Here is a 14,008-nt window from a genome sequence, read left to right as displayed (position 1 = left end):
AACACGGTTTCGGCCTCCGACAGCGGCCGGCCGGGCCGCCGCCCGGGACGTCGGCTGACCGGCGAATCCGGCGCGCTACGCGACCGCCAGGGTGCTCGCGCGCGCCGGATTCACTCAGAACTCGGTGGCGGTCTCCTGCTCGAGCACCTGGAAGTCGGTGTCGGTCATCTCGGACAGCCGGCCGTAGAAGATCGGACGGCCGATCGGGTCGATGATCGCCTGATGGATCGGCACGGCGCGGGTCGGTGCCACCGCACGCAGGTAGTCGACAGCCTCGGAGACCTTCAGCCACGGGGCGGCGGCCGGTGTCGCGAGCACGTCGACCGGTTCGCCGGGGACGAACAGCGCATCGCCGGGATGCATCAGCTTCGCGGGATGCTCGCCGTCACCCACCAGGTACGAGATGTTGTCGATGACAGGGATTTCCGGGTGGATCACCGCATGGACACCGCCGGCGCCGCGCACCGTCAGATGCCCGATGGACAACTGGTCCCCGACGTTGACGGCATGCCAGCGCCCACCGAGTTGGGCGGCCGTCTGAGGGTCGGCGTAGAGCGCGGCCTGCGGATTGGCCTCGACGAGAGCCGGCAACCGCTCGGTGTCGGCGTGGTCGGGGTGTTGATGGGTGATCAGGATCGCGTCCAGTCCGGTGACACCTTCGAAGCCGTGCGAGAAGGTCCCCGGGTCGAACAGCACGCTGGTCTGCGCACCGGCGCCGTCGTCGAAGCTCGCCAGAAGGCAGGAATGACCGAAATGTGTGAGCTGCATCCCTATATTGTGGCGCTCAGGGGGCCAGGTGGGGGTGCAGGTGTACGCGCGGGTGGTGTTGGCACTGGCAGTGGCGGTGTACGAGCTTGCGCTGACGCCGGGACAGGCGCAGGCCGTGCCCGGGGTGTGCCCGCCGATCTGCGACGCGATCCCCGACGCGGCGTGGATCGAGTCCAGCTCGGTGCCGCTGTACCCGGTTTACCGCTGGCCCGGTCTGGCCGGTGTCGCGGTGACCGCCGCCGCGCCCCGGTTCGGGTTCGAGTCGTGGTGCGCCGGCCCTGTCCGTGAGGTGGATGCCCGCGACCACGCCGTGGCCGCCACGGCGCGCGTCACCAAGCCGGCGGGGCAGTGGAACCTGCACGTGCAGGTGCTGCACTGGCGCGGTGACGTCGTCACCGGCGGCCGGACCGCGCTGCAGACGTTGGAGTGGGCGCGAATGGCGCTCGCGTCGTGCCACCTGACCGCACCACAGGTGTCCCCGTCACTGACGACCAGCGACGCCATGCAACTGGTGGGCGTGATCAGTGAGGCGGGCCGCCGCGTGATGCGCACCTATCTGCTCGCCGACCCGGCGAGCAGCTCGCTGGTGGAGCTCACGTTGTGGACGACGTTGCCCGCCGCGGTCGAGTGGCGCGGCGTGGCGCCGGACACAGAGGTTCTCGACGCGATGGCGTTTCCGCTGTGTGCGGCGTATCTGGGCTCGTGCCGGTGAAGCGGCGGCGGTGCCGCCGCAGGTAGAGTGTCGCCGTGGCAAAAGTGGTGGTAAACGTCATGCCGAAGACGGAGATCCTGGATCCGCAGGGGCAGGCGATCGTCGGGGCGCTCCGTCGGCTGGGGTTCGATGGGATCTCAGATGTGCGGCAGGGCAAGCGCTTCGAGCTGGAGATCGACGGCGACGTCGACGACGCGAAGCTCGCCGAGATCGCCGAATCGCTGCTCGCCAACACCGTGATCGAAGACTGGAGCGTCGCGCGGGAGACCCAGGCATGACCGCCAAGGTGGGCGTCATCACATTTCCCGGCACGCTCGACGACGTCGACGCCGCCAGGGCGGTCCGGCTCGCCGGTGCCGAACCCGTCAGCCTCTGGCACGCCGACGCCGATCTGAAGGGCGTCGACGCGGTCGTCGTGCCGGGCGGTTTCTCCTACGGTGACTACCTGCGCGCCGGCGCCATCGCCAAGTTCGCGCCGGTCATGACCGAGGTCGTCGACGCCGCCGGGCGCGGTATGCCGGTACTCGGGATCTGCAACGGATTCCAGGTGCTGTGTGAGGCCGGCCTGCTGCCCGGAGCGCTGACCCGCAACGCGGGTCTGCACTTCATCTGCCGCGACACCTGGCTGGAGGTCGCGTCGAACACCACCGCATGGACCAGCCGCTACGAGCTGGGTGCCGATCTGCTGGTGCCGCTGAAGTCCGGCGAGGGCCGCTACGTCGCCGGCGAGACCGTGCTCGACGAACTCGAGGGTGAGGGCCGTGTGGTGTTCCGCTACCGCGAGAACCTCAACGGCTCGATGCGGGGGATTGCGGGCATCAGCTCGGCCAACGGTCGCGTCGTCGGCCTGATGCCGCATCCCGAGCATGCCACCGAGGCCCTGACGGGCCCGTCCGACGACGGGCTGGGCATCTTCTACTCCGCGCTGGACGCGGTTTTGGTGTCCTGACCCCCTCTTATCCGGTGTTAGGTTCGAAACGCTCAGAACCTGACAGGGGTAGGAATGCTGGTCGATCCAGAGTTGCTGCGTGCGTTCGCCGCGCAGGTTGACGCAGCTGCCGCGACGATCGGCGGCACCGACGTCGGGACGACCGCGGCGGCGGCCGGCGACGGACTCCCAGGCTCGGAAACACAGTGGTCGGCCCGGCAGGTCGGCGGGCACATCAGTTTGGTGGCCACCGACATCGCCAACGACATCGCCGCGATGGGACGCGCGGTCCGCGGCGCCGGCGACACCTACGAGGTGACCGACGAAAGCCTGGCGGGCAATTTCACCGGGTTGTTCTAGTCGTGCTGCCCACCCGTTCACGCCTGCAGGGCTGGAATCCGGAGTCGTTGCTGTCGGCGGCGGCGTCGATCCGTTCGTCGGGCGAGAAATTCTACGAAGCGGTGCGCAACCTCGATGACGGAGTCGACCGGATGCCGGAGTCGCGGGTATGGGAAGGGCAAGCGCAGCAGGCGGCGGCTGCCATGTTCGGGCGCGCCACCGACAGAGCCTCGGCGTTCAAGAGCTATACCGACGAGGTGGCCGCCCGGCTGGAGAGAGGTGGCGCCTCGATCGGACGCTGGCGTACGCAGCTGTTGGAGAAGGCCGCCGAGATCGATGCCGGCCCACTGAACGTCAGCGATCAATGGGTGGTGTCCATCGATGCGGCCGGGATGTCGGCCGAGCGGGCCGCCGAGTTGGAGGTGGCGGCCAAGGCCGCCCAAGCGGCGATCAACCCTCTGCTGATCGGCCTCGACGAGGCGGACACGGCCACCGGGGTGGCACTGCTCGCCGCTCAGGCCACCAAGGGAATCTCACCGGATCTGCCGGGCAGCCCACCTATCTCGCTTGCGCCTCATCCCCGTGACGACGTGCCCAGTCCCGACACCGAGGAGGGCCGGCAGTTCCAGGAGGCCGCCCGCGCCGAGGACATGGCCACCACCGTGCGCGACATCGACGACACCACCGACAGGGACGGCAATCGGGTCACCACCTACACGATGTTGGACGGCAGCAAGCATGAGGTCACCGAGTACATCGACCAGGGCCTGCCGAGTCAGCAGGTCTACCCGCCCGGAACGACGCGGGTGCTGCACACCGACAAGAACGGAAACTGGATCTCTGAAACCATGACCAATCCGCTGGAGGGCGGCGGCACGAAGACGAGTGTCTCGTGGGCGGACGGCACGAGGATCGTGATGACGGAGACCCCGGACGGCGTCCGCACCGGTAGTTGCATCACTAACGGCGTGGAGACGGTACTCCCGGACTCGTTCTTCACCGACCCGCTGCCGACACTTGCCGGCGGTGCCCTCTCCGGCTTGGAAACGAAAGCAGGGCAGGGTATTCCGGCACTGACCTCAGCAGAGCTGGACAAGGTCAAGGTCGGCGCGAAATGGGGCGGGCCGGCGATCGGTCTCGCGACCATGGCCTACAACATGGTGTCCGCCGAGACCTTGCACGACGCCTGCGTGGCCGGTGTCTCCGGGACCTTCGGCACGGTTGGCGGCATCGCAATCGCTGGGATGGGCGGCGCCGCCGCAGGTCCGCTCGGTGCCTTTGTCGGTAGCGTGGGAGGTTCCTGGGCGTTCGGATACGTCGGCTCGGTGGTCGGGGAAGTGCTGTGTCCGAAGTGAAGTCGGTACTGTCTGTCGCTTTGACCGCCACGGTGTGCGGAACGGTCGGAGTGTTCTGCGCGGTGTGGACCTTCAGGCTGTTCGAGCAAGGCCGCTATCTGTCGATGGCCGTGGTCGTCGGGTTCGCGGTCTTCGCGTTCGCAATCCTCGCCGTCCGGGTGATCGTGGCGACAGGCAGGGTGGCGCCGAGGGTCGAGTACGGCGACGCGGGGACCGAGCTGCGGCCCGACCGGAAAGTGGACAGGCTCGCCCTGCTGTCGACGCTCGCCGGGTTCGCCTCCCTGTTGCTTTTCACGGTCTTCGGACCTCTCGGCATGGCCGAGCTCCCCGGCCTGGCGCGTGAGCAGAAGTGGTTCGTGCTGGTCAGTGCCGCAGGCGTGGTCTTCGGTCTGCCCAGTCTGTGGCGGATCGGCACCCAGGGCGGGATGAGCTACCTGCGATTGGGTGACGGCGGCGTGCAGGCCGGTGACGCCTACTCCCGTGCCGAGTACCGGTGGGATGACCTGTCGGACGTGGCGGACCGGTCCCGGCACAGCCACTGGGCTCACACCGCGGGAAGCACCTATCTGACCACGTCCGACGGTCGGACCCGGATGCTCGCGTCGGACTGGTACACCCCGGGCGGTCGCGCGCTGCGCAAGCTGGTGCGCTTCTACTGGCAATACCCCGAATGCCGTGACGAACTCACCGACGGCCGTGCCGCCCAGAGACTGGAAAGTGTGCTTTGAGGAGCGCCATGACGCGGAATGCGGTGTCGCTCCTGGTCATAACCGTCATCGCAATGGCGTCCACAGGATGTCGGACGGAGGGAAATGCCGAGGCCGCTCCGCCGGAACTGCCGAAGCAAACCCTGCTGGCGTCCTCGATGCGTCAAGAACCGGTTCCGGGATGGACGATGTCCGTGGCCGAGCTCGGACTGCCGCCGGGCACTGTCGTGCGACTCGTCGACAACATCGGGTCCCGAGGCATCTTCCTGGGCATCACCGACGAAGGATGGTGGCTGCTCGGGCTCGATGTGACCAGCGGTGAGCTGCTTTTCGGCCCGGTCCGGCTGGGTCCGGCCGGCGACGCGACGGCGTTCAACTGCTTCGTCAACGGCCCGCCCCTGGTTCTATGCGTACGCCAGGCCCCCGACCCCGCCGCACCTTCGACCGCCTGGGTTGTCGACACCGACTCGGGTGCGAAGGTGTTCGACGGGCCGACCGACGTACAGGTGGCGGCGGTGGAGGGGCGGCCTCGGCTTGAGCAGATCGGCGACCACGCGATTGCCACCGTGACGGGCAAGGGCATCTACGGAGTGGGGTCGCGAGCCGAACTGACGTGGTTCGTCCCCGGCAACGGGATCATGCCCACCCAGTTCACGACTGAAGACCGCGACACCCCGGCCTCGACGCTGGTCGTGCAGAAAGGCGGCGACCTGGCCGACGTCGTATTCTCTGCCGTCGATGGGCGGGTCGTCGAACCCGAACTGCCTGAGGGTGTTCGACTCTGGAGGGCGATGGTCTACCCGGGCGGGTTCGGGTACGAATACACCGACGTTGCGGGCCAGGACCGTGTCGCATTCTTCGACGAAGCGGGGAACATGTTGAGCGCGTTGGACGTCGACGGTGCTTTCGAGGCGCGATCGATCGACGTGCCCACGGTTTCGACCGAATCGAACAAGCTTGTCGTCACGCTCGAGGGCAGACGATTACTGGAACTACCGCCGACTGTGCCCTATCTGGACGTCCGGTTGACCGGGTCTCGGTTCCTCGTCGCCGCAGACGCGGACCACGAAGTCTGGCAACAATTCGACCTGCGCACCGGTGAAGCGGGCACGACGTGCGAAGACGAACGGCTGAAGTTCTACTACATCGGATCCGACGGCGAGGTGGCGGTCACCGGCGGAGAGGAAGGCGTGGCGCAGGGCATCGATCTGGCGACGTGCGAAACCCTGTGGACGATACCGGGATCCGGACCGGGTGAAGCCAAGGAGGTGTGGAAGGTCGACACCGCGTTGATCCAGCGCACCGACGACAGGCTGTTCTCGTTGGTGGCGCCGCAATAGGTCACCTCACCGGCCGCGAGGGCGCTCGCGGTGCCGTGTCGAGGTTCACGCGGTCAGCGCGACCGAGGCCTCGGCGGTGTAGCACAGGAAGGTCAGCGTCTCCTGCAGATACAGCTGCACGGTCTCCGCGTCGTGCGACGAATACCCGATGCACACGTCGGTTCCCAGCTGCAGATCGAAATCACCGCCGCGGGTGGACAGCACGAACGCGCCGTCGATCGCCGGGGCCCAGATGATGCTGCCGTCGACCAGCCGGTTGAGATGCTCGCGGATCGGATAGCCGTGCGCGGTGGTCTCGCTGACCTTGGTGTAGACGTCGGCCGACAACAGCACGCTGTACGGTCCGTCGACGCCGGCCAGTCGCAGCTCGGACAGCGCCTGGCTGATGATGTCGGGAATGTCGCGCGGGTCGTCGGGCAGCACCAGGTTCGGGCATGAACTGGACTTCCGGATACCGCTGATGCGCGCGGCCTCGTACCCCTCGAAGATCGCGCGGTCCTCGGCGAACGCCAGCTTCTTGGCGGCCTCCTTGACCGGATCCCAGTCGGAGTCCTGTGAGCCGCGCTCCACGTCGTCGATGTCGATCCGCCTGACGGTGAACGGAACTCGCAGCCGCACCAGCGGCCGGGCGTCGCGCAGATGGGCGATCACCCCGTCGCCGGGCGGGGCCACGTCGAGCAGGTGACCGGTGCTCACCGCCGCCGTCACCGGACCTCCCGGCTCGCTGACGTCCACGACCCGACGCCCCGCGATGTGCCGCTTGAACGTACGGGTGGCCTCCTGCTCGATCTCGGCCCACGCCTCATCCGTGACCGGCGCCAGCTCCCGATACAGGTTGTTCATCGCGCTTGTCCTTTCAGGCTGCCGATCGCCAGTGATCCCGGATAGCCGAGCGGTACCGCGCCAGCGGATTCCACGGCGTACGACGCCGAAGCGGGAAGTGGCGGAGGGTTGTTGAGGAAGTCCAGGATCGGGGTGAAGAACATCGACCCCGTGACGGCGGTGGAGAAATCCAGCACGCGGTCGGTGTTACCGGGCGGGTCGCCGATGAACATGTTGCGCAGCATCCGCTCCGTGACCGCCGCGCTGCGCGAGTACCCGATGAAGTACGTGCCGAACTCACCCGTCCCGACCTCACCGAACGGCATGTTGTGCCGCACGATCTTGAGTTCGTTGCCGTCCTCGTCCTCGATGACGTTGAGCGCCACATGGGAATCGGCGGGCATGACCTCCTCGTCGAGCTCGATGTCGTCGAGCTTGGTGCGACCGATCACCCGTTCCTGCTCCTCGGTGGACAGCGCGTTCCACGAGTTCATCAGGTGCAGGTACTTCTGTACGTGCACATAGCAGCCGCCCGCGAAGTCGGGGTCCTCATCGCCGATCTGGGTGGCGCTGTGCGCCAGCGGCCCGTCGGGGTTCTCGGTGCCGTCGACGAACCCGAGCAGGTCGCGGTTGTCGAAGAAGCGGAAACCGTGGGTCTCGTCGACGACGGTGACGGCGCCCAGCGCCGGAACGAGTTTGGTCGCCAGCTCGAAGCACACGTCCATCGACTCGGCCCGGATGTGGAACAGCAGATCGCCCGGGGTCGACGGCGCGCGGTGCACACCGCCGTCGAGTTCGATGAACGGATGCAACTCGGCGGGGCGGGGGCCGGAGAACAACCGGTCCCACGCGTGTGAGCCGATCGACGTCACCACCGACAGCCGCTTGGCGGGATCGCGGAAACCGATCGCCCGCACCAACCCGGCGATGTCGCCCAGCGCGTCGTGCACCGTCTCCTCGCCGCCCTCGTCGATGACGACCACCAGGAAGATCGCCGCCGGGGTCAGCGGCGCCAGCACCGGCTGCGGCAGAGGGGCGGGCACCGTTCGACCCTAAATCAAGATCGCGTCGGATGGTCGACGAAGATGGAAACCATGTCTGCCACCCCGCAGGGCCTCTGTGAGTTCATCGACGCCTCACCGTCGCCGTTCCACGCCTGCCGCACCGCCGCGGACCGCTTGCTCGCCGCCGGCTTCACCGAGCTGTCGGAAAGCGACCCGTGGCCCGCCGCCGGCGACCACTTCACCGTGCGTGCCGGTTCGCTGATCGCGTGGCGGTCGAATGGGCAGGAAAGCCGTGCCCTGCCCTTTCGGATCGTCGGCGCCCACACCGACAGCCCCAACCTGCGCGTCAAGCAGCACCCCGACCGGTTCGTCTCGGGGTGGCAGGTCGTCGCGCTGCAACCGTACGGCGGTGCCTGGCTGAACTCGTGGCTCGACCGCGACCTCGGCGTCAGCGGCCGGCTGTCGGTCCGCGAGGGCACCTCGATCCGACACCTGCTGGTCCGGGTCGACGAACCGATCCTGCGGGTTCCGCAGCTGGCGATCCACCTGGCCGAGGACCGCAAGGGCGTCGAGTTGAACCCGCAGCGCCACGTCAACGCCGTGTGGGGCACCGGCTCGGGCACCCGCTCCTTCCTCGACTACGTCGCCGAGCGTGCCGGCGCCACCGGGGACGACGTGCTCGGTTTCGACCTGATGACCCACGACCTCACCCCGTCCCGGCTCACCGGTGTCGACCGCGATCTGGTCAGCGCGCCGCGGCTGGACAACCAGGCCACCTGCTACGCGGGTCTGGAGGCGTTCGTCGCGGCCGGCCGCGACGCCGGCGTGGTGCCGGTGCTGGTGCTCTTCGACCATGAGGAGGTCGGTTCGCAGTCCGACCACGGCGCCCAGTCGGAGCTGCTGCTGACCGTGCTGGAGCGCATCACGCTGGCCGCGGGCGGCGGCCGGGAGGACTTTCTGCGGCGGCTGCCCGAGTCGATGGTCGCGTCGGGGGACATGGCGCACGCCACGCACCCGAACTACCCCGAACGCCACGAACCCGGCCATCTGATCGAGGTCAACGGTGGCCCGGTGCTCAAGGTGCAGCCCAACCTGCGCTACGCCACCGACGGGCGGACCGCCGCGGCGTTCGCGCTGGCCTGCGCGCAGGCCGGGGTCACCCTGCAGCGCTACGAGCACCGCGCCGACCTGCCGTGCGGCTCGACCATCGGGCCGATGACGGCGGCGAACACCGGAATCCCCACCGTCGACGTCGGCGCCGCGCAGTTGGCGATGCACTCGGCGCGCGAGGTGATGGGCGCCGCCGATGTCGCCGACTATTCCGCCGCACTTCACGCGTTTCTGTCACCGGGCTGAACTACCGTCGAGCCATGTCACTGAAGACTGAGATGGTCACGTTCGACTGCACGGATCCCGACGGCCTCGCCGAGTGGTGGTCCAAGGCCGCCGGGGGTGCGGTGAACGCCGTCGCACCAGGCGAATTCGTCATGGTCGTGCGCGACGGGGAGCCGAACCTGGGCTTCCAGCGGGTGCCCGACCCGACACCCGGCAAGAACAAGGTGCACCTGGACTTCCACGCCGAGGACCGGGAGGCCGAGGTCGCGCGGCTGGTCGGTCTGGGCGCGCGGGAGACGGGGCGGAACAATTTCGGTCCCGAGTTCGAGTGGGTGGTGTTGGCCGACCCGGAGGGCAACGCGTTCTGTGTGGCCTGAGTCGCACGGCGCCGCTGGCTAGACTGGCGCGGTGACGTCTGGGTTGACCCAAGAGGTAGACACCGTCGAGCGGGCCGCCGCCACACCCGGCCAGCCCCAGCCCTATCGGGAACTCGGGCTCAAGGACGACGAGTACGAGCGGATCCGCGAGATCCTCGGCCGTCGTCCCACCGACGCCGAGCTGGCGATGTACTCGGTGATGTGGAGCGAACACTGCTCGTACAAGTCGTCGAAGGTGCACCTGCGCTACTTCGGCGAGACCACCACCGAGAAGATGCGCGAGACCATGCTCGCCGGGATCGGCGAGAACGCCGGTGTCGTCGACATCGGCGACGGATGGGCGGCCACCTTCAAGGTGGAGTCCCACAACCACCCGTCCTACATCGAGCCCTACCAGGGGGCGGCGACCGGCGTCGGCGGCATCGTGCGCGACATCATGGCGATGGGCGCGCGCCCGGTCGCGGTGATGGACCAGCTGCGGTTCGGTGCGGCCGACGCACCCGACACCCGCCGTGTCCTCGACGGTGTGGTACGCGGCATCGGCGGCTACGGAAACTCGCTGGGGCTGCCCAACATCGGCGGTGAGACGGTGTTCGACGCCAGCTACGCCGGCAACCCGCTGGTCAACGCGCTGTGCGTCGGCGTGCTGCGCAAAGAGGACCTCAAGCTGGCGTTCGCGTCGGGCGCCGGCAACAAGATCATCCTGTTCGGTGCCCGCACCGGCCTCGACGGTATCGGCGGGGTGTCGGTGCTGGCGTCGGAGACCTTCGGTGGTGACGAATCCGGCTCGGCGGGCCGCAAGAAGCTGCCCAGCGTGCAGGTCGGCGACCCGTTCACCGAGAAAGTGCTCATCGAGTGCTGCCTGGAGCTGTACGCCGCCGACCTCGTGGTCGGCATCCAGGACCTCGGTGGAGCCGGATTGTCCTGCGCCACTTCCGAACTCGCTTCCGCCGGGGATGGCGGTATGAAGGTCGAGCTGGACCGGGTGCCGCTGCGTGCGGCCAACATGACCCCTGCCGAGATCCTGTCCAGCGAGTCCCAGGAACGCATGTGCGCGGTCGTCACCCCGGCCAACGTCGACGCGTTCATGGCGGTCTGCGACAAATGGGACGTGTTGGCCACCGTCATCGGTGAGGTCACCGACAGCGGCCGGCTCGAGATCACCTGGCACGGGCAGACCGTGGTCGACGTGCCGCCCCGCACGGTGGCCCATGAAGGACCCGTCTACCAGCGTCCGGTGCAGCGGCCCGACACCCAGGACGCGCTCGTCGCCGACACGACGGCGTCGCTGACGCGCCCATCCAGCGGTGAGGAACTGCGCGCCACCCTGCTCCAGATGCTGGGCAGTCCTTACCTGTGCAGCCGCGCGTTCATCACCGAGCAGTACGACCGTTACGTGCGCGGTAACACCGTGCTGGCCGAGCACGCCGACGGCGGCGTGCTGCGCGTCGACGAGCGGACCGGCCGCGGCATCGCGATCTCCACCGACGCGTCCGGGCGCTACACGGCGCTCGACCCGTACGCCGGGGCGCAGCTCGCCCTCGCCGAGGCCTACCGCAACGTCGCGGCCACCGGCGCGACGCCCGTCGCGGTGACCAACTGCCTGAACTTCGGTTCTCCCGAGGACCCCGCGGTGATGTGGCAGTTCTCGCAGGCCGTCCGCGGACTCGCCGACGGCGCCGCGGCGCTCGGCATACCGGTGACCGGCGGCAACGTCAGCTTCTACAACCAGACGGGCAACACCGCGATTCTGCCCACCCCCGTCGTCGGTGTGCTCGGCGTCATCGACGATGTGAAACGGCGCATCCCGACCGGGTTCGGCAACGAACCGGGGGAGACGCTGATCCTGCTCGGCGACACCCACGACGAATTCGACGGCTCGATCTGGGCCCAGGTCACCGCCGGTCACCTCGGAGGTGTGCCGCCAAGGGTCGACCTGGACCGGGAACGCCTGCTGGCCGAGGTGCTCACCGCCGGATCGCGCGACGGGTTGATCTCCGCGGCCCACGACCTCTCCGAGGGCGGACTGATCCAGGCGGTGGTGGAGGCGGCGCTGGCCGGCGAAACCGGTTGCCGCATCGTACTTCCCGAGGACTTCCAAGAGGGCACGGCCCCGTTCACGTTCTTGTTCTCCGAATCCGCGGGCCGGGTGCTGGTGGCCGTGCCGCGCACCGAGGAGAGCCGGTTCACCGCGATGTGCGAGGCGCGTGGGCTGCCCGCCACCCGCATCGGCGTCGTCGATGCGGGCGCCGAGGGCAGCGAACCGGCCGTCGAGGTCCAGGGCCAGTTCACGGTGCCCCTCGGCGAACTGCGGCGCACGTCGGAGGGCGTGCTGCCCGGGTTGTTCGGGTGACGGGCAGCGACACCGACACACACCCCGCGTATCTGTGGGCGTGGCGCCTGCTACGCCTCGACTTCACCGGCGTGGCCTTCGGCGCGCTGTTCTTCTGCCTGTCGCTGACACCGTCCCTGCTGCCCAGGGACTGGTTGTTCCAGGGACTCATCGGCGGTCTGAACGCCGCGATCGGTTACGGCATCGGCGTGTTCCTGGCGAAGATGATCCGCCGCTTCGTGCTGGCCAGACGCGGGTGGTGGCCGCCGCCCCGGCGGGTGTCCCAGCTGCTCAAGACCGTGGTGGTGGCCGGTTCCCTCGGTGCGTCTGTGCTGATGGTCATCCCCGCTGCGGCCTGGCAGCGCCAGGTGTCGGCGCTGATGGGCATCGAAGGGCCCGCCACCTCCAGCTATCTACGCACGCTGCTGCTCGCCGCCGTGGTCGGCGGCATCTGCGTGGCGGTGGCCCGGGTGCTGCTCGACGTCATCAAGTCGATGGCCCGCTACCTGATCCGGCGCTGGCGGCTGTCCGACGAGATCGCGCTGTTCATCGGCACCGCCGTGGTCGTGGTGCTGGTGATCACTCTGGTCAACGGTGTGCTGCTGCGCGGCTTCCTGGCCGGCGCCAACCGCGTTTTCCAGCCGCAGAACACCACCACTCCCGACGGCGTGGTGCAACCGGACCGCCCCGAACGATCCGGTAGTCCAGCGTCTTTCGCGGCGTGGGACACCCTCGGGTATCAGGGGCGCCGTTTCGTCGCCGGAGCGCCGGGGGCCGACGAGCTGGCCCGCATCAACGGGCGCCCCGCCCGGGAACCGATCCGGGTCTACGTCGGTCTTCAGACCGCCGACACCGACGAGGCGCGGATGGCGGTGCTGCTCAGCGAACTGGAGCGCACCGGGGCCTTCGACCGCGAAGTGCTCGTCATCGTGCCGACGACGGGGACGGGGTGGGTCAACCCGGTCGCGGCCAAGGCGGTGGAGATGATGTACAACGGCGACACCGCGATCGTGGGCTCGCAGTATTCCTACCTGCCGAGCTGGATCTCGTTCCTGGGTGATCAGCAGAAGTCCATGCAGGCCGGCCGCATGATGATCGAGGCGGTGCACCACCGCTGGGCCGAACGCCCGCCGGAGCGTCGTCCCAAGCTTCTGCTCTACGGCGAAAGCCTGGGCTCGATGGCGGGGCAGGGTGCCTTCGATTGGCTGCCGGACATCTCGCGGATGGGCTTCTCGTCGGTGCTGTGGGTCGGGCCGCCAAACGCCAGCCCGTTGTGGCGGGGTATCACCGTGCGCCGCGACCCCCGCACATTGGAAGTCGAACCGCGATACGACAACGGACGCACCGTGCGGTTCTCCCAGGGCAACGACGCCGAGCAGATCGCTGAGGACACCGCGCCCCCATGGGACGGCACCCGTGTGCTGTTCCTGCAACACCCGTCCGACCCGATCGTCTGGTGGTCGCAGGATCTGCTGTTCACCCGCCCCGACTGGCTCGCCGAGCCGCCGGGCCGTGACCGCACCGCATCGATGCGGTGGTATCCGATCGTCACGTTCTGGCAGGTGACGGCCGACATGACCAACGCCGCGTCGGTGCCCGACGGGCATGGTCACAACTACGGCGACTTCATCCTCGACGGCTGGGCGGGGGTCGCGCCGCCGCCGGGCTGGACTCACGCCGACACCGAACGGATCAGAGCCGCGCTGCAGGAGTCGGACTCCGACGGCGGCGACGCCTAGTGCGCGACGGGCTGCGCGCCGTGGCACTCGCCGGGATGCTGCTGGGCTGGAGTGTGATCACACCGCGGCTGCCGGCGCGGTGGAATCCGTTGCCGCAGGCAGCTTTCGGCGTGGCCGTCGCTGCTCTGGCCCGGGCCCCGCTCGGCTTGCGGCCGCCCGCGTTGCGGGACTTGGGTTTACGGAACGCGGGCACACCGTTGCTGATCGCCTCGACGCCGGTCAGCGCCGCGCTGCCCGACGAGAACGCTCG

Annotated in this window: 14 protein-coding genes and 1 pseudogene; 11 read left to right on the top strand and 4 right to left on the bottom strand. The window is 68.6% G+C overall.

The window, feature by feature from the left end; all coding sequences use genetic code 11:
- Positions 1–114: 114 nt before the first annotated feature.
- Positions 115–768, bottom strand: coding sequence for an MBL fold metallo-hydrolase (locus ASJ79_RS06285; protein ID WP_067953874.1), 654 nt, complete (start codon positions 766–768; stop codon positions 115–117).
- Positions 769–802: 34 nt separating this feature from the next.
- On the opposite strand from ASJ79_RS06285, the gene ASJ79_RS06280 reads away from it, so the two are divergent.
- The 7 genes from ASJ79_RS06280 to ASJ79_RS06250 all read left to right on the top strand — a co-directional run bounded on the left by ASJ79_RS06280 (position 803) and on the right by ASJ79_RS06250 (position 6,149).
- Entirely contained in the window at positions 803–1,480 is a 678-nt protein-coding gene (locus tag ASJ79_RS06280) for an ATPase (RefSeq protein ID WP_197420100.1), read from the top strand.
- A 35-nt stretch (positions 1,481–1,515) separates the two neighbouring features.
- Positions 1,516–1,758 (top strand): phosphoribosylformylglycinamidine synthase subunit PurS, encoded by a 243-nt coding sequence (gene purS, locus ASJ79_RS06275; protein WP_067953873.1) that lies wholly within the window; start codon positions 1,516–1,518, stop codon positions 1,756–1,758.
- Complete coding sequence (gene purQ / locus ASJ79_RS06270) at positions 1,755–2,429, top strand: phosphoribosylformylglycinamidine synthase subunit PurQ (RefSeq protein WP_067953872.1); 675 nt, start codon at positions 1,755–1,757, stop codon at positions 2,427–2,429. The genes purS and purQ overlap by 4 nt, the downstream gene beginning before the upstream one ends.
- Positions 2,430–2,483: 54 nt before the next feature.
- Positions 2,484–2,768 (top strand): type VII secretion target, encoded by a 285-nt coding sequence (locus ASJ79_RS06265; RefSeq protein WP_067953871.1) that lies wholly within the window; start codon positions 2,484–2,486, stop codon positions 2,766–2,768.
- Positions 2,769–2,770: 2 nt separating this feature from the next.
- Positions 2,771–4,102, top strand: a complete 1,332-nt coding sequence (locus ASJ79_RS06260) for a hypothetical protein (RefSeq protein WP_067953870.1) — start codon at positions 2,771–2,773, stop codon at positions 4,100–4,102.
- A 20-nt stretch (positions 4,103–4,122) separates the two neighbouring features.
- On the top strand, positions 4,123–4,830 hold the full coding sequence (locus ASJ79_RS06255) for a hypothetical protein (protein WP_156448301.1): 708 nt from the start codon (positions 4,123–4,125) through the stop codon (positions 4,828–4,830).
- A gap of 167 nt (positions 4,831–4,997) precedes the next feature.
- Complete coding sequence (locus ASJ79_RS06250; RefSeq protein WP_156448300.1) at positions 4,998–6,149, top strand: hypothetical protein; 1,152 nt, start codon at positions 4,998–5,000, stop codon at positions 6,147–6,149.
- 45 nt (positions 6,150–6,194) lie between these two features.
- Here the strand turns inward: ASJ79_RS06250 and ASJ79_RS06245 are convergent, their stop codons facing one another.
- Complete coding sequence (locus tag ASJ79_RS06245) at positions 6,195–6,992, bottom strand: family 1 encapsulin nanocompartment shell protein (RefSeq protein ID WP_067953867.1); 798 nt, start codon at positions 6,990–6,992, stop codon at positions 6,195–6,197.
- Positions 6,989–8,014: a Dyp-type peroxidase gene (locus ASJ79_RS06240; protein ID WP_067953866.1), complete on the bottom strand. Its 1,026-nt coding sequence runs from the start codon at positions 8,012–8,014 to the stop codon at positions 6,989–6,991. The genes ASJ79_RS06245 and ASJ79_RS06240 overlap by 4 nt, the downstream gene beginning before the upstream one ends.
- Positions 8,015–8,065: 51 nt before the next feature.
- Here ASJ79_RS06240 and ASJ79_RS06235 point away from each other — a divergent pair, with 51 nt between their 5' ends.
- Genes ASJ79_RS06235 through ASJ79_RS06220 form a run of 4 tightly spaced genes read left to right on the top strand, consistent with a single transcriptional unit; the run spans position 8,066 to position 13,758 of the window.
- Positions 8,066–9,331, top strand: a complete 1,266-nt coding sequence (locus ASJ79_RS06235; protein ID WP_067953875.1) for a M18 family aminopeptidase — start codon at positions 8,066–8,068, stop codon at positions 9,329–9,331.
- A gap of 14 nt (positions 9,332–9,345) precedes the next feature.
- Positions 9,346–9,687 (top strand): VOC family protein, encoded by a 342-nt coding sequence (locus ASJ79_RS06230; protein WP_067953865.1) that lies wholly within the window; start codon positions 9,346–9,348, stop codon positions 9,685–9,687.
- A gap of 43 nt (positions 9,688–9,730) precedes the next feature.
- Positions 9,731–12,040, top strand: a complete 2,310-nt coding sequence (gene purL, locus ASJ79_RS06225) for a phosphoribosylformylglycinamidine synthase subunit PurL (RefSeq protein WP_197420099.1) — start codon at positions 9,731–9,733, stop codon at positions 12,038–12,040.
- The gene (locus tag ASJ79_RS06220; protein ID WP_067953863.1) at positions 12,037–13,758 is read left to right on the top strand and encodes an alpha/beta-hydrolase family protein; all 1,722 of its coding nucleotides are present in this window, start codon (positions 12,037–12,039) and stop codon (positions 13,756–13,758) included. The genes purL and ASJ79_RS06220 overlap by 4 nt, the downstream gene beginning before the upstream one ends.
- Before the next feature lie 157 nt (positions 13,759–13,915).
- Here ASJ79_RS06220 and ASJ79_RS34950 read toward each other — a convergent pair.
- A pseudogene (locus tag ASJ79_RS34950) lies at positions 13,916–14,008 on the bottom strand (hypothetical protein); the annotation flags it as partial.

It is taken from the genome of Mycobacterium sp. NAZ190054, from assembly GCF_001545925.1.
Classification (GTDB): domain Bacteria; phylum Actinomycetota; class Actinomycetes; order Mycobacteriales; family Mycobacteriaceae; genus Mycobacterium.
The sequence above is the reverse complement of the archived record's forward strand: the minus strand, read 5'-3'. Positions and strand labels throughout refer to the sequence as shown.